A 15,423-nucleotide genomic window follows, 5' to 3' on the forward strand; every position below is an offset into this window, starting at 1 on the left:
CAAAATTTTGATTTTAAAAAGGGGGAGTAAAAATGCCATCCGAGTTGAAAATAGTCACATTCAACATTGGTAAAGAAAAGTTTGGCCTCGATATTATGAATGTGGATGCCGTAATTGAGTATGAAGAGACCACTAAATTACCAAATGCTTCTGACTATTTCGAAGGTGTAATAAATTATCGCAATGAAGAAGTTTTACCTATCATCAACCTGAGAAGAAAATTTAAAATGTCCGACTTTGAAGACAGATCTCACGCTAAAGTAATAGTTTTAAAAATCGATCAAAGACGTGTGGGAATAATGGTTGACGATGTAAAAAACGTAAGAAGTATCGACCCTAATTTAATAAACGAAAAACCTAATATAGGTGGAATGCGCGGAGCTGATTTTATAAGTGGCATAGCACGTTTAGAAGATGGTATGTTAGTAATATTAGATATAGATAAACTGTTGACTGAGGAAGAAAAGATAGCTATAGACAAAGTTATTAATAATTAACCTGCTTTCAAAAAGCATAAAAAGTGGCGATATATTTATTACGCCACTTTTTTATGAAAAATTCATTCTTCATCTGCAGATGTTGGAATAACACAAATAAATTCTAAATCTTCATCTCCTGCGTTCTTCAATTGGTGCTCTATGCCTCCAGGGACGTAAACAAAACTTCCAGCTTCAACTGTATTGTATTTTTCTCCATCATAAACTTCTGCCTTACCTTTAACTATAAATATTTCATGTTCCCATCTATGAGAGTGTTTAGGAGAATATCCACCTGGTTTAACAGTGAATAGCCTCATAACAAAATTAGGCGCTCCATAATTACTCTTCCCTATTAATATTCTTTTTTCAACATCTTTAGTCATTTCATTATTTATTATTAAAGGTTTAACTTCCTTTGCTTTACCTATTATTGCTTTTTCCTGCGACATATTCGATTTTTTCCTCCCTTGTATCTAAGTATTTTGTTTTTTATCTTTTGTTACTAGTTTTGGGATACTGGTCTTTATTTTTCCCAATCTGTTAACATCGCTCTCCAATGAGGCTTTATTTTGCTTTACAATTTCTTCATACACTTCTTCACGATAAATTTTTATATCTTTAGGTGCCTCAAAACCGATTTTTATACTTCCATTATCTTGTTCAACCATAATGAGTTTTATTTTTCTATTTCCTACTTGTATTACGATGGATTCTCCTATTTTTCTAGATAATATCAACAAATCTATTCACCATCTTTTTGAACAGACAGTATAGCATTACTTCTTTCCAATTCTTCTTTCAAAAGATGTCTAATTTTGTATTCTTCATTTTCAATTAAATATTGTACCCCTTTATGATTTTTTTGCGAAATAATAATTGGAGCAGCTAAATTTATAGTTATTTCATCTTCTTTTTCAGGTATAGTCAAAATACTTAGTATTATAGCATCTTCTGATTTCTCTAATTCCAAGTATTCTGTTAAATCTTGAGGAAGAGCAAACTGATAATCGTTTCTTATAAGTTGAGGAAAAGTAACAGGAAAAGCTACTTTCTTATCTTCTAACGAAGCTAACCACATGATGGGATAAGTATCTTCCGGTTCCAGCAAAACAAACTGTTTAAGATCTTCGAAACCAGGAATACCATACTCAAAAATTATCGTTCGCTCAGTATCTATCTTCACACTTCCCAACTTCGTTTCATATTCTTTTATCATAATTTTGGAAAACCTCCTTATAGAAAATCTGCCAAGGTTGGGGGAATAATATTACCAGCTGCCTTTAAAGCAGCTTGTAAGACATTTTGCTGAGTTGCCAATTCCATTACTACTTGAGCCATATCCGCATCAGCTTCATTGGATAAAAATTCTGTTGAAAAACTCTTAAATTCTTCCATTCTGTTTGAAGTCATTTCTAAAACTCGTTGAGTAGCTCCAACTTCCGTAAGATTCTTTAATACATTGTTTTGTATTTCTTCAACATTTTCCATCTCACTTTGAAGTGATGTGTAATCTCCTGCTTCTATAGCATTGGACAATCTTTTTACTATGGCAAAAATTGAGGCACCATAATCAGTTACAAAAGCATCATAAACTGTTTTACCGTATTCTATATCTTGCCCACCAACGGAAATCTTCTGCCTAATATTTGCTTCTGGGGGCATTATTATTTTAAAATTACCTTCGCTATCTATTTCCACGACTTTTTGATTGTTTTTAGCTCCCCCAAACACATAGTTTCCTGAAATTTCCGTATTTGCAATAGAAACTAGTTGCGTATTTATCTTGTCAAGTTCTTCTGATATAGCAACTCTGTCATTTTCGCTCAAAGTGATATTTTTTCCTCTTTCAGCAAGTTCTCTAATTCTAAGATATATTGAACTTACTTCCTGTAATGCTGTATCATACATATTCACATAATTTTGGGCTGTTTCCACATTAGTTTTATAACGTTCAATTTCCCTCAAACGACTGTCTAAATTAGAAATCCTTGTTGCAACAGCTGCATTATCTGATGGGTAACGAACTTTCTTTCCTGAAGTTAATTGAGAATTTAAATCACTATATTTCCTTAAAACATCTTGAATATCGTTAAGTGTTCTACTACTTAAAAGATTTTCAGTGATTCTCATGTTTTTACCTCCTCACCAACCAAACAAGTACTATTCACTCTATTATACAACACCCAAGTTGTTAATAACCGTCTCCATCATTTGATTCACCGCTGTGATAACCCTGGCAGAAGCATTAAAAGCCTGCTGATATTTGACAAGGTTAGTCATCTCCTCGTCTATAGAAACACCCATCACTCTTTCTTTTTCAAGACTTATCTCACTATTCAACATTTCACTGTTTAGCCTCATTTTATCTGCTGTTTCTCCCTTAACTCCTATATCTGTAACAATATTTCCTAAAAAGTTCGAAAAACCAACCCTCCCATTATCTAATACGGAATTATCATACATCTTGGATATTTCATCCCATACACTAACGTTTCCTGCACCAGTGGGAGAATAATTAATATCATAATAACCCAAGTCGGTTGCAAGTAAAGATGGATTCTCTTTTAAGTTAGACGATACAGAAATTTGATTGACTATTCCTAACTCGTTATCTATTTTCAAAAGATCAGCTTCAGAAAACTTTTCATCTATTTGTTCAGGGCTTATATCTGGAGAAATCAGTGTAACGATATTGTTAGAATCTTCTTCGATAAATCCTAAAGCATTGAATAATTTTTCAGGACCCTTTATAGTAACGTTCTTTAAGTCAAAATCTATTAGATTTCCAGCTCTCAACACAAATGAGCCATGTGGAGTTACAGAAGCGGTAACCCCTGTGTTTGTGGCATTGATTTTATCAACCAAGTCATAAGCAGTGTCTTTAAGAGGGTTGATCTCGATTCTTATTCCATTTATACTCATTTCTATTTTTTCATTTGAACCTAATAAATTATTCAAAGTAGGTTTTGAGGTATCTAAGGCGTCTAATGTTATTCTTTGTGCGTCATTTTCTGAAAGAGAACCATCTATGTCGTTCAATACGATGGTATCCAAGTCTGCATTTGGAGTTTTCGTTGTGGGAAGTATGTATATAAACTTCTTTATAATTTCATTCTTTTCATTCATTATTTCTTTTACTACGGCTTTCAAATAACCTCCAGATTGCGTATTTATATTTGATATCAAATCTTCTGCATCGGAAAATTCCATAGTATAAGTCTCACCGGACATTTCAAATTGAATTTTGCCAGGGATGATAAGCTTTGGAGGAACTATTGAATAATCCTCTTCTATTTTGTATGCCTCAATTTCTTTAGTAGGGAAACCGTATTCCCTGAGAAAATCTCCTTCTATATCAACTAGTAGTTTGTCTTGAAAACCAGAAGTATCATCAAAATAAATAGCATTATTTGTTGAATCATATTTTATTGAATTGCTATCGTCATATGGGGAAGGAGAAGTTGCAGAATAATCTACTGAGTAAAGATCGAAATTATTTAAATCAATTGAAGGATCACTATAAAAACTGCTTAAACTCGTGACGTGCTTAATTGTGTCTGGATGGAATACGTCCGAATTTCCTGCTATCCTGAAAAATCTTGAATTTTCAAAACCTCTTTTGGTACTTATATCAGCAAAAAAGTTGGCTCCTGTTATAGTTCCTGTTGAATCCCACCCTTCTTTATAAATAAGATTAGTTGTATCTACTAAATACAAACCAAACTCATCGAGTTGTTGTTGATAAGAAGGGATGATTTCATCTCTCAATTCAAAAAGTGCAGACATTTTTCCATCGTTAAAAGTCAACAAATTACTGCCTACATAGGCATAATATGCATCATTTGTTTCTGCAATGGTTAAGGATCTTATCTCTTGATAACTACTTCCATTTAAAACTACTTTATCCCCCATACTCAAAGAAATTTGACCATTTGAATGACTTGTTATTCTTATATTGGAAAGTTCTGAAAGTTTATCCAACAATCTATCCCTCTCATCAAGCAAATCATTAGGGGAACCACTCATTGAACTTGATGTGAGTATCTTTTGATTTAAATCGGCAATCCTTTTCAAATAACCGTTTATTTCGTCTATTCTGAGCTTTATTTCATTGTTTATATCATTTTTTAATTCTTCTAACCTATAGTTAAGATCTTTCATGGTGTTAACTAATTCTTCCGCTCGAGATACAACCTGAGTTTTAGCGGCTTCATTTGATGGATCAGTTTTCAACTCCTCGATTGATGCCCAGTAAGAATCATACATATTTCTCAAACCCGTTTCTCCAGGTTCACCAAACAATTGTTCAATATAATGCACATTAGAATATATATTTTCCCAATAATTCAAACGAGAAGAAGTTTCTCGAAATTGCAAATCTAAAAATTCGTCTCTCACTCGTTGAATATCGCTTACCGTAGAACCAGTTCCAAAAGATAAAGCTGCTCCCCCACTCCCTATCGTTGTTAAATTAATAGGGTTGGTAGTCACAATAACAGGACTTTGCCTAGAAAAGCCCTGGGTATTAGAATTAGAAATATTATGGGCGACAACGCTCATAGCGATTTTATTGGTATAAACTCCTAGTAAACCCGTGTTCAATAGGCCGTTCAAAGTCATTGCACACACGCTAACCCCTCCAACTTCTTGAAGTTAAATCTTTGTTCAATCTACTACCCTTTTGAGAGTAAGTTTTGCTGTTCGTAATCGATTCAGGATTCAAAATTTGATATATAAAATTGTTCAAGTTAGATTGAAATGAAATGATGTTACTTAAAAGATCGATTTCACTCACTAACTCCTTTAAATTTTTAACTAGTTCTGAAAAGAGAAGTGCAATTTCATAATCATTCTTTGAAAAATAATCAATAATCGATTCTAATTTGTTCTGTATTCTTTCTTCCAAACATATTTTCGATATTAACTGTGCTCTTAAACCTTCTATTTTTTTAAAGTTACTTGCTAATTTTTCAATCGTCAAAAGGGTTGAATTAATCTCTTCGATAGATGCTTTTTTTACTAAGCTTTCCCTAAGGTTATAAAAAGATTTTTTTAACTCTATTAAACTAACGTTCTCTTCCTTTAATACTTTTTTTATCGCTTCTAAATCATTACTAATGTTGGTCACCTACTTTACTCAAACATTTTGTTTACAATTTGATCTACATTGATATTATACGAGCCGTTTTCAATAGATTCCTTCAATTTCGATACCAGTTCTTGTCGAATTTCTGGTATCTTACTTGATAGTTCTATATACTTCTTTGATTCTCCTGTAATCCTATTTGCACTTTCTAGGTTTTCAGATTTTACCTGCCTCTTAATAAAATCCTTATCAAGCCTTTTTCGATTTATTTTATCTAAATTATTACCATCTGCAGGATTGATATTGTTGATATCCATAATTTAGTCCCTCCTTTCAACAATTTGAATTTCATATGTATTATCGTCCACAATTATTATAACATTAGAAGTTTGTAGCAAAATTATTTTTTTCCAAAGACTTTTATACCTTTGTAGCAATAATAAAGAAATATAAATTTAAAAATTTTATTTATTTTTTTACTTGACTTTTCTATTTTTTAGGTATATAATTTTTTTAGACAAACCTAAAAAATAGATATTTCATAAATAAAAAATCATCAAATAGGAGGTAGGTAAATATGGAAGGAAGAATTCCTTTAATTGGAGAAAAGTTTCCTGAAATGAAAGTATTAACAACGGACGGTGTAAAAGAACTACCAAAAGACTACAAAGGAAAATGGTTGGTACTTTTTAGCCACCCAGGGGATTTTACACCCGTATGTACAACAGAATTTGTTGAATTTGCAAAAAAGCATGAAGATTTCAAAAAGATAAACACAGAACTTCTAGGACTTTCTGTTGATGCTGTTTATTCACACATCAAATGGATGGAATGGATCAAAGATAACCTAGGTGTGGAAATTACTTTTCCAATAATAGCTGATACAATGGGAAGAGTAGCCTCAAAATTGGGAATGGTAGACCCAGAAAAAGGTTCGGCAACTGTTAGGGCAGTTTTCATTTTAGATCCTGAAGGAACTATCAGACTGATCATGTATTATCCTTCTGAAGTAGGAAGATACATCAATGAAATATACAGAGCTGTAAGGGCTTTACAATTGTCAGACAAAAACAAGGTAGTAACCCCAGCCAATTGGCCTGACAACTCAATACTTGGAAGTAAGGTAATAATTCCACCAGCATCAACTTATGCTGAAGCAATGAAGAGAAAAACGTCAGCCGAAGAAGGATACGATTGGTGGTTAAAGGTTAAAGAAGTTAAAGAATAATACTAAACCCCAGCTAGTAGGAAGTAGATAAGATATTATCTACTTCCTACTTTTTTATGATACAATTATGAATATAAAATCGAATGAAATTAGACACTTTTCATGGGAGGCGCTTTGAAGGTTGCGTAAAGATAGAATAGAAAAACTTCTCAATAAGATGGCAAAAAATAATATTTATCAGGCAATAATATCCTCACCACCTTCTCTTTACTATTTTCTGAATGAGTGGTTTGAACCTGGAGAAAGGTTATTGGTATTATTCGTAAATACTTCTGGCGAAGTTAAATTGCTAGTCAACGAATTGTTCCCGGTAAATACTGTTGAAGAAGAAAATTTAATCAAATATTCTGATTCAGAAGATCCCCTTAAAATTTTATCTTCTCTTATTGAAAAAGATAAACCTATAGGCATAGATGGAAGTTGGGAAACCCGTTTTCTTTTAGGTTTAATGGATATTATTAAAGATTTACCTTTAAAACAGCTTTCTCCAATAATTAGTGAATTAAGGATGGTAAAAGATGTTGATGAAATAGCGTTAATGAGGTCTTCTTCTTTATTAAATGACTCAGCTATGGAAAAGGTTATAGAATTAGTATCAGAGATGCTTCCAGAAAAATACTTAGCCAAAGCCATCAAAAATATCTTCGAAAGAGAAGGAGCCAATGGTGTTTCTTTTGAACCTATAGTAGGATACGGTCAGAATACTGCTAATCCTCATCATATGCCTACTAATGCAAAGTTAAAAGATGGAGATGTCGTATTACTAGACATGGGTTGCATAAAAAATTATTATTGTTCAGATATGACAAGAACAGTCTTTTTTGGCAAACCTATTGAAACCTTGAAAAATATTTATCATATAGTTTTAGAAGCCAATTTAAAAGCTATTGAAAAAATAAAACCTGGCCTTAAGGCGTCTGAAATTGATGCTACCGCGCGTAATTATATAGAAAGCAAAGGATATGGAAAGTACTTTACTCATCGAACAGGGCATGGTGTAGGGATAGAGATTCATGAAAAACCTTACATATCTTCAAATAGCGAAGAAATTCTAACACCTGGCATGATCTTTTCAATAGAACCGGGAATCTATTTACCTGGTGTCGGCGGAGTAAGAATAGAAGATCTGGTTTTGGTGACTGATAATGGTTGTGAAGTATTAAATAGGTATCCAAAAGATTTCTTGGTAATTTAATCACTTCTTATGCTTTCGATCAATTCTTTGCTACTAATTGAAACGAGAGTCTTTTTTCACTAATTTAGTTAGTACCTTCCACTTCGCTGAACTCATTTTGATTTTCTTTCACACTTAACAATCCTAAAAGTATGGTATAATAAAAGTACAGATACTTCAATTTTTTTGAGATAGGAGGTGGATGAATGTATAAAAATATGACTTTTGAGGAAATTTTAAATAAAATTTCATCCACAGATCCAGCTTCGGCTGGAGAAACTGTCACAGCTTTAGTAGGGGCTTTAGCGTCTGCTCTGGGTTACATGGTGGCAAATTACACTATCTCCAATGAAAATGACAAGGATTATGAGAATACACTAGAAGTAGCTTTAGAAAATCTTATAGACATCAAAGAAAAACTTATGGAATACGCTGAAGAGTCTTCTAAATATTCAGAAAGGATCCAGAATGTCAGGGAAGGAAAAGATAAGGACAAATCTTTAACAGGTGCCGCCATATTTTCTTTCAACATGGCAAAATCATCTTATAACATTCTAAAAAATTGCTTTACCTTGTACAAATATGGCAACCCCGTACTAAAACCAGAAGCAAAAATCACTTGTTATTTAGCATGGGCAACGTTGAATTCCGCCATTATTTCTGTTGAAGCAAATTTAGAAAAAATAAAAGAGGCAGAAGTAAGACAAAACCTTTTAAATGATACAATAGAGTTCAAGAATGAAGCGGATTCCTTGTTAAAGGATTTGAAGGAGGAAATAAAAAATTAATGGATGATTCACCTATAAAATTTGAATTAATTCATATTGATAGATACACTGGGGCTAGGCGTGGGCGAATCGTCACAAAACATGGCACTATTGAAACACCAGTTTTTATGCCTGTAGGTACGAATGCAACCGTAAAAACTTTAACTAACTCGTTATTAAACGATATCAATACTGAGATAATATTAGCTAATGCTTTTCATCTTTACTTAAGACCAGGATTAGAGGTTCTTGAGCATTTTCAAGGTCTTCATAACTTCATGAACTGGGAGAAGCCGATTTTGACAGATAGCGGAGGGTTTCAGGTATTTTCCTTACCAAACACTAGATTAACTGATGAAAAAGTAATTTTCAAATCTCCACTGGATGGTTCTCAAATAGAGTTAACTCCCGAGAAATCTTTGGATATACAAAAAGTAATTGGATCAGATATTGCAATGGTTTTAGATGTATGTATAAACTCCTTGTCTGGGTACGATGCTGTAAAAGATAGTGTGCAAAAAACTTTTAATTGGGCTTTAAGATCCAAACGATATCATAATAGCAACGGACAGGCATTATTCGGTATAGTTCAAGGAGGCCTCTTTGAAGATTTAAGAAATCTCAGTTTGTCTCAGATAACCTCTTTAGATTTCGATGGTTATGCCTTAGGAGGATTAGCCGTAGGAGAAAAATACCAAGATTCTGAAAAGATTTTAAAAGCTTTTGGAAATAAATTACCTGAAAACAAACCAAGATACATAATGGGGATAGGTTCTCCCACTATGATGTTTTTATCTGTAGAAAACGGTTTGGATATGTTCGATTGCGTCTTACCAACAAGAATGGGAAGACACGGAACAGCATTAACCTGGAAAGGAAAACTAAACTTAAAATCCTCAGAGGTTAAATTTGATCAAAAACCTATTGATGAAAAATGTGATTGTTATACATGTAAAAATCATTCACGTGGTTACATACACCATCTTTTTAAAAAAGATGAGGTACTCGGGAAAATTCTTTTAAGCATTCACAATCTGCGATTCAACATTTCTCTGGTAGAGAAAATGAGAGAAGCTATAGAAAATAACGAATTTAAATTTTTTAAAGATGAATTTTTTAGCAGTTCAACATATTCTTTAACTAATTAAAGCACTAGAAAGGAGGGATCCCCAGTGAAATCGTTTATAAAGTACTACAATGAAATAAAACCTTTATATCAAAATAAATTAGACCTTACCAAAAAATTCCAAGAGATCCCCAGTCTTTTTTCAGAAAGTGTAAGTAAGTTACTAGAAAACATTTATGGAGAAGATAACTTAGATAGAAAACTTATAGAAAGTTATATAGAATTCGATCCAGATAAAGAGCCTTATTTTAAATTAAAAAAAGAACTGATGAATTTTTTAGTTGAAGATTGGACTGATAGTGATCTTCCAAGCATTTTAGAAAAAATGGCTAAAGCTGCCTACGCTAGATATAAACATATAATTGAAGATCATGATAGAACCGAAACATTTAGAATGGAATGAAAAATAGAGTTAAAAAAAATTTGTCAAACCTGGGGCAGCATCCCCAGGTTTATAAGTTATAAATAAAATTAGAGAAAGGTAATCAAATGGATGATAAAAATAAAGATATAACTAAAATAAAAGATATGTTTTGGAAAGCTTTATTCCTTTTATACATAGTTTTTATTATATATCTATCGGTTTCCAAACCCATAATTAATTATAGTAGTTTCAAAGGAGAAGACAAAATAGTTCATTTTGTTTCGTATTTTTTGGGTGCCGATTTTTTCTTTATGGCTTTTTTCAAAAAAAGTAAAAGATCTTATTTTATACTTTTTTTGATTTTTTTTCTTTTAGTTCCCTTACTAACAGAATATTTTCAAAAATTCAGTATTTATCATACATATAGCCATTTAGACATGGTTACAAGTTATTTAGGTGCCGTGTGTGGTTCTCTTTTTTTTGCCTTCAAATATAAGGCTTTCAATTAGTTTAAAAAAGTATGAAGAGGTGCGTTTCTTTTGAAAGAAGTAAAATATGCTATAGTTTACCTGAATATTGATCCCAATTATGCAAAGTTGAATAATCTCCCTGTAAAATTACCTATTTTAGTGGAAGATTTTCAAAAAGCAAGAAAAACCAATAAAATACCTTTGGACATAATTATTAGAGGATTAGAAGCTCAAATTGATATAGATAAAAACAATCAATATTACTTATCTTACTTGGTTTATTATTATTATGAAGCTTTTAAAAAATCCCTCAACGATACAGATTTTGAAAAGGCGAAGGAATTTTTAGATAAGGCAGGTAAAATTTACCCCGATTATCGATTGCATTTTTATACTGGATTATACTACAAAAAATTAGGAAATCTTGAACTGGCAGAATTACATTTAAAACAATCAATAAAAGAAAAGCCAAATTTTGCATATGGTTATTATGAACTCGGTAATCTTATGTATGAAAGAAATATCTACGACGAGGCGATAGAATACTACTCTAAATCCGTCGAACTTGAAAAGGACTTTACGTTAGGGTTTCTGAAAATGGCAGATGTATACATGGAAAATGGCAGATTTGAAGAAGCTATACCCCTTCTACAAAAATGCATAGAAATTGATGAAAAATTCGTTCCTGCCTATGAAAGATTGGGTGTTGCTCTGAATATGCTTCAACGCTATAAAGATGCACACAAAGTCCACCAAAAAGCTTTAGAAATAGATAGCAATAGATATGAAATTTATTATAACGATGCTCATTCATTGGCTAGATTAGGAAACCACAACGAATCAATAAAAGCTTTAGAAAAAGCCGCCTCTTTGAATGAAACAGATTATATACTTCACGAATTAGCTTTGGAATATAAAAACATGGGAAGATACTTACAAGCAATTGAAACAGAGGAAAAAGCTTTAAAATTAGCTTCAGAAGAAAATAAAGACCTTATTGTTTTAACTTTATTAAAACTCTATGTAATAATAGAAGACGAAGAACAAGTGGAAATATACTTTGAAATCTTGAATCTCAATTCTGACTTTCACGAAGCCGCTGTTAATTTCAAAGTATTGTTCGAATTATCCCAAGGTAGAGTAGAAAAAGTGAAAGAGATATTGTTAGAAGAATCCGTATCAAGTTTTACTCTACTAATAGATAAATTAGATAGATTAGATTTTTACATCTCCAAACTTGAAGATTTTACAGATAAAAATATCTCTGACTCAATATTTGAAAGTATAGACGAATTTGGCAACATCGACCCTTTTACTTTGTCGGAGCATCTGGTAGCTAAAGGAATAGAACGTCCATTCATTAGCTGGTTAAAAGAGAGTTCAATAGAGTCAAAGTCATATCCAGATGGTGTTGAATTACTCACAAACGGCCTACTTCTTTCTGGCTTTAATTACGGCCTATCGGAAAGGGTAGCAACAACTATATCACAGTTTCTTTGGAAAGACGGTGATGGGTTAGCTTTCGGTAGATTACTCTTAAGATTCTACCAAGATCGAATCTTAGGAGAATCGTTACCCTTAGAGCCCTTTATTCAAGAAAATGTGGAAGAAATCAAAGATATGTCTTTTACTTTTGCCCAAATATTTGCTAATTACGAAGAACATTTGATGGATTTCGACTCGATAGTAGATTTTAAAATAAATAACTTTAAAGATGCTCTAAAAGTTTTTTTGTCCATGTTTAGAATACAAACTACAGCCGAAGAAATAACTTCAGTCAAATTCAAAGATCATAACACAAAAATTTTATCTTTATTCATACAGAATCTTAACTCGATTTCCAACTCTTTTTTGCAGTAAATTCCATACCAAAAATAAATTTTTTAGAGGTGTTACATGAAAAATTATTTAATAATATTTGTAGTGATTTTATTTTCCACTATTACTTTTGCTTTGAATATAAATATTCTCTCCCCACAAGAGAATGCCCAAAACGTCGATATAAGAACTTCTTTTAGATGGCAAACCATAGACGCAGAAGGAAAAGAGCTTAGATATAAGATCTATATCTCTGAAGATGCCAATATAGACGAAAAAGATTTGAAATTGGAAAATATTTTTTCAAACTTTTATACGGGAGACGTCCTAAAGCCTGAAACAACTTATTACTGGAAAGTAGAAGGAGTTGATCAGGATGGAAACGTGTACTCCAGTAAAACCGCTAAATTTACTACAAGAAGTTTACGTGCTGGGGATGCATATATTATCATATTTGAAGAGTTTGATAAAATTCTTCCTTTAGATGATGACTTCCTGGGCATATCGAAAAACAAAGTTGAATTAATGAATGCCAATAAAGTTATAGTAAAAACGGTTGATTTTGAACAAAATATTGAAAATGGATTCTTGACAAGTAACGCTGTTTTTCTAGTTACTCAAAGTGAAACTTATATCTTTGACTATTCTTTAGAAAAAAGGGAACAATTAAATGTCAAGATTAAAGGTTTAGCAGGAGAAAATATCTTTTACAGTGAAAATGAAATCTTTTCGATAAGCGACGATTTCCAAATACAAAAACAAATCGATTTCAACAACATTCAAAAAGCCTTAGTAAAAGATGGATATATCTATCTTTTAACTGAGAATAAATTTGTTAAAATGAATAGTAATTTTGAGACCGTTGAAAATTTCGATTTCAACGGCAAAACTTTTGATTTCGACTATCTCGAAATTCAAAATATGACTTTATTCCCAATATTGGCTAATAATAATATTACACTCTTAGATACCAATTTACAGAAAATATCACAACTTGACTTTCAAATTGAAACTCAAAGATATCAAAGAAAAATATACACATATTACGACAAAATAGTTCTATTATCCGGTTCAAAAAATCTTAACTTTTATGATTCTGAATTAAATTTAATCAGAACTTTCACATATGAAGAAAATTTCAATTATTTTGTCCCTGTTAACAAAGATAGATTCATATTAGTAGGAGAAAGTATTAAATCCTTCAATTTGGAAGGAAATTTAGTTTGGAACTATTCCACAATAAATAAATTCCAAATAATCGATGAACCCTTAGTATACGACAAAGGTTTAATGGTAGGGGTAAAAGACTTCTTAACTCGATTTCTAATATTTTATGATGATTTCGATTCTCAATACTATTTCACTCGATACATCAAAGAAAAAATGCCTTTACCTCAAATGTTCGAAGAAATAGTGACACCTCCAACAACAGTCACCATACCAGCCACGCCCATTACACCCCAGGCAACGGAGATAACAGCCGAACCTACCCCAATCACGATACCAGAACCTATAGAAGAAGCTATTACGGCCCCTTCTACTCCTGTTGATATAACCGTTGAACCTACTCCATCAACGCCCCAGGCAACAGAAATAACGCCTGAGCCTACTCAAATCACAGTACCTGAGCCAGTAGAAGAAACTATTACCGTTCCTTCTACTCCTATTGATATAACCGTTGAACCTACTCCATCAACACCTCAGGCAACGGAGACAACGCCCGAACCTACTCAAATCACAATACCAGAGCCATTAGAAGAAGAAGATATTACGGCACCTTCTACTCCTGTTGATATAACTGTTGAACCTACGCCATCAACGGCTGAAGCGACAGAACTAACTAAAATATTCTCTAAAAGTTTTGATGAATATATCTACGGAAGTTTGTACGATGGAGAAAACTTTTACCTATATGGTTATGAAGGCAAAAATGACAATTGGGATGCAAAAACATGGAAAATGGATCCATATGGAAATATTTTAAACGAAACGTCGTTATATGCACAAAATACAGACTTTTTTAGAGATGCCATACTCACTAAAGATTCTACCGATAACACTAAGAATATAATCTACGTTGGCGATACCCTTTCTTACGGCTTAAACGGTAATGCTTACATTGTCTCTTTGACTGAAGATGGTAGCGTTAATTACCAAATAGATTACGGGGATATTGGTAGAGACAGCGGTATAAGTATTACAAACATTGACGAAAATAGTTACGCAGTCACTGGAAATTTATTCATCAACAAAAAATTATCAGATATATTCGTTTCAAAGTATTTAAACGATGGAACTAGAATCTGGACTAATAACTTTGGTGGCAACGATGTAGAGATTGCTTTGGATATAAAAAACTCTCAAGATCAAGGTTTTATGGTTTTTGGTGCCACAAGATCTTTTGGTGCAGGTGGTTTTGATGTATACGTTTTAAAAATTGACTACTATGGAAATATGAAATGGTCAAACGTATACGGAGATTCCAACGACAACATCCCCGTAGGGGTTATAAAAGAAGGTAGAAAATACTACGTATTATTTGAAACTTCTTCAACACCTATGAGTTACGGAATTTTAGAGGTAGACGAATTAAATGGATTTGGAGATTCTTTTGAATTTTCATTAGATGGATCGAACAAATTTTTAGGCTTTACTACAATAGATGAAAAATACCTAGCATATGGTTATAGTATAGAAAATGGGAAAAAAGTCGGAATAATATACGAAATAAATTTTGAAGAAGAAAAAGTCGAAAAAATAAACACGTACACACTCGATTCTGATTTTGAAATAATAAGTATATCAAAGCCCGAAAATCAAAACTCTATCTATATCTTTGGAAATACTACCATCAATGGTATCAACAATATCGTATTAATAATGGATATATTATAATTTTTCCCGTGTTGTT

At 32.3% G+C, this 15,423-nt stretch carries 15 protein-coding genes; 8 read left to right on the forward strand and 7 right to left on the reverse strand.

Features of this window, described 5'->3' with window-relative positions:
- The first annotated feature begins 32 nt into the window (after positions 1-32).
- Positions 33-497: a chemotaxis protein CheW gene (locus X926_RS00540; protein WP_103064558.1), complete on the forward strand. Its 465-nt coding sequence runs from the start codon at positions 33-35 to the stop codon at positions 495-497.
- Positions 498-559: 62 nt separating this feature from the next.
- On the opposite strand, the gene X926_RS00545 is transcribed toward X926_RS00540, so the two are convergent.
- Genes X926_RS00545 through X926_RS00575 form a run of 7 tightly spaced genes read right to left on the reverse strand, consistent with a single transcriptional unit; the run spans position 560 to position 5,882 of the window.
- Positions 560-928 (reverse strand): cupin domain-containing protein, encoded by a 369-nt coding sequence (locus tag X926_RS00545; RefSeq protein ID WP_103064559.1) that lies wholly within the window; start codon positions 926-928, stop codon positions 560-562.
- Between the two features lie 24 nt (positions 929-952).
- Complete coding sequence (locus X926_RS00550) at positions 953-1,219, reverse strand: carbon storage regulator (RefSeq protein ID WP_103064560.1); 267 nt, start codon at positions 1,217-1,219, stop codon at positions 953-955.
- Positions 1,220-1,221: 2 nt separating this feature from the next.
- A complete protein-coding gene (fliW, locus tag X926_RS00555; RefSeq protein WP_103064561.1) occupies positions 1,222-1,695 on the reverse strand; it encodes a flagellar assembly protein FliW in 474 nt (157 codons plus the stop codon).
- Between the two features lie 17 nt (positions 1,696-1,712).
- On the reverse strand, positions 1,713-2,609 hold the full coding sequence (gene flgL, locus X926_RS00560) for a flagellar hook-associated protein FlgL (protein ID WP_103064562.1): 897 nt from the start codon (positions 2,607-2,609) through the stop codon (positions 1,713-1,715).
- A gap of 42 nt (positions 2,610-2,651) precedes the next feature.
- Positions 2,652-5,099: a flagellar hook-associated protein FlgK gene (gene flgK / locus X926_RS00565; RefSeq protein WP_233186649.1), complete on the reverse strand. Its 2,448-nt coding sequence runs from the start codon at positions 5,097-5,099 to the stop codon at positions 2,652-2,654.
- Positions 5,100-5,109: 10 nt separating this feature from the next.
- Positions 5,110-5,607 carry a flagellar export chaperone FlgN gene (flgN, locus tag X926_RS00570; protein WP_103064564.1) on the reverse strand — a complete coding sequence of 166 codons (498 nt, stop codon included), beginning with the start codon at positions 5,605-5,607 and terminating at the stop codon, positions 5,110-5,112.
- Positions 5,608-5,612: 5 nt separating this feature from the next.
- On the reverse strand, positions 5,613-5,882 hold the full coding sequence (locus X926_RS00575; protein WP_012208244.1) for a flagellar biosynthesis anti-sigma factor FlgM: 270 nt from the start codon (positions 5,880-5,882) through the stop codon (positions 5,613-5,615).
- Positions 5,883-6,142: 260 nt separating this feature from the next.
- Between X926_RS00575 and X926_RS00580 the strand changes: the two genes are divergently transcribed.
- The 7 genes from X926_RS00580 to X926_RS00615 all read left to right on the forward strand — a co-directional run bounded on the left by X926_RS00580 (position 6,143) and on the right by X926_RS00615 (position 15,407).
- Positions 6,143-6,793 carry a peroxiredoxin gene (locus tag X926_RS00580; protein WP_103064565.1) on the forward strand — a complete coding sequence of 217 codons (651 nt, stop codon included), beginning with the start codon at positions 6,143-6,145 and terminating at the stop codon, positions 6,791-6,793.
- A 121-nt stretch (positions 6,794-6,914) separates the two neighbouring features.
- Positions 6,915-7,988 carry a Xaa-Pro peptidase family protein gene (locus X926_RS00585; RefSeq protein ID WP_103064566.1) on the forward strand — a complete coding sequence of 358 codons (1,074 nt, stop codon included), beginning with the start codon at positions 6,915-6,917 and terminating at the stop codon, positions 7,986-7,988.
- A gap of 185 nt (positions 7,989-8,173) precedes the next feature.
- Positions 8,174-8,755: a cyclodeaminase/cyclohydrolase family protein gene (locus X926_RS00590; protein WP_103064567.1), complete on the forward strand. Its 582-nt coding sequence runs from the start codon at positions 8,174-8,176 to the stop codon at positions 8,753-8,755.
- Positions 8,755-9,882, forward strand: a complete 1,128-nt coding sequence (gene tgt / locus X926_RS00595; RefSeq protein WP_103064568.1) for a tRNA guanosine(34) transglycosylase Tgt — start codon at positions 8,755-8,757, stop codon at positions 9,880-9,882. The genes X926_RS00590 and tgt overlap by 1 nt, the downstream gene beginning before the upstream one ends.
- A gap of 24 nt (positions 9,883-9,906) precedes the next feature.
- Positions 9,907-10,263 carry a hypothetical protein gene (locus tag X926_RS00600; RefSeq protein WP_012208249.1) on the forward strand — a complete coding sequence of 119 codons (357 nt, stop codon included), beginning with the start codon at positions 9,907-9,909 and terminating at the stop codon, positions 10,261-10,263.
- Between the two features lie 500 nt (positions 10,264-10,763).
- Complete coding sequence (locus X926_RS00610; RefSeq protein ID WP_103064570.1) at positions 10,764-12,554, forward strand: tetratricopeptide repeat protein; 1,791 nt, start codon at positions 10,764-10,766, stop codon at positions 12,552-12,554.
- A 36-nt stretch (positions 12,555-12,590) separates the two neighbouring features.
- Positions 12,591-15,407, forward strand: a complete 2,817-nt coding sequence (locus X926_RS00615) for a hypothetical protein (protein ID WP_103064571.1) — start codon at positions 12,591-12,593, stop codon at positions 15,405-15,407.
- Positions 15,408-15,423: the final 16 nt, after the last annotated feature.

Source organism: Petrotoga sp. HWHPT.55.6.3 (assembly GCF_002895495.1).
In the GTDB taxonomy this organism is placed as follows: domain Bacteria; phylum Thermotogota; class Thermotogae; order Petrotogales; family Petrotogaceae; genus Petrotoga; species Petrotoga mobilis.

Coding starts and splice junctions, on each gene's coding strand:
- fliW (WP_103064561.1), bottom strand. CDS start 1,695: ATGATAAAAGAATATGAAACGAAGTTGGGAAGTGTGAAGATAGATACT.
- X926_RS00545 (WP_103064559.1), bottom strand. CDS start 928: ATGTCGCAGGAAAAAGCAATAATAGGTAAAGCAAAGGAAGTTAAACCT.
- X926_RS00580 (WP_103064565.1), top strand. CDS start 6,143: ATGGAAGGAAGAATTCCTTTAATTGGAGAAAAGTTTCCTGAAATGAAA.
- X926_RS00615 (WP_103064571.1), top strand. CDS start 12,591: ATGAAAAATTATTTAATAATATTTGTAGTGATTTTATTTTCCACTATT.
- flgL (WP_103064562.1), bottom strand. CDS start 2,609: ATGAGAATCACTGAAAATCTTTTAAGTAGTAGAACACTTAACGATATT.
- tgt (WP_103064568.1), top strand. CDS start 8,755: ATGGATGATTCACCTATAAAATTTGAATTAATTCATATTGATAGATAC.
- X926_RS00540 (WP_103064558.1), top strand. CDS start 33: ATGCCATCCGAGTTGAAAATAGTCACATTCAACATTGGTAAAGAAAAG.
- X926_RS00590 (WP_103064567.1), top strand. CDS start 8,174: ATGTATAAAAATATGACTTTTGAGGAAATTTTAAATAAAATTTCATCC.
- X926_RS00575 (WP_012208244.1), bottom strand. CDS start 5,882: ATGGATATCAACAATATCAATCCTGCAGATGGTAATAATTTAGATAAA.
- flgK (WP_233186649.1), bottom strand. CDS start 5,099: ATGACTTTGAACGGCCTATTGAACACGGGTTTACTAGGAGTTTATACC.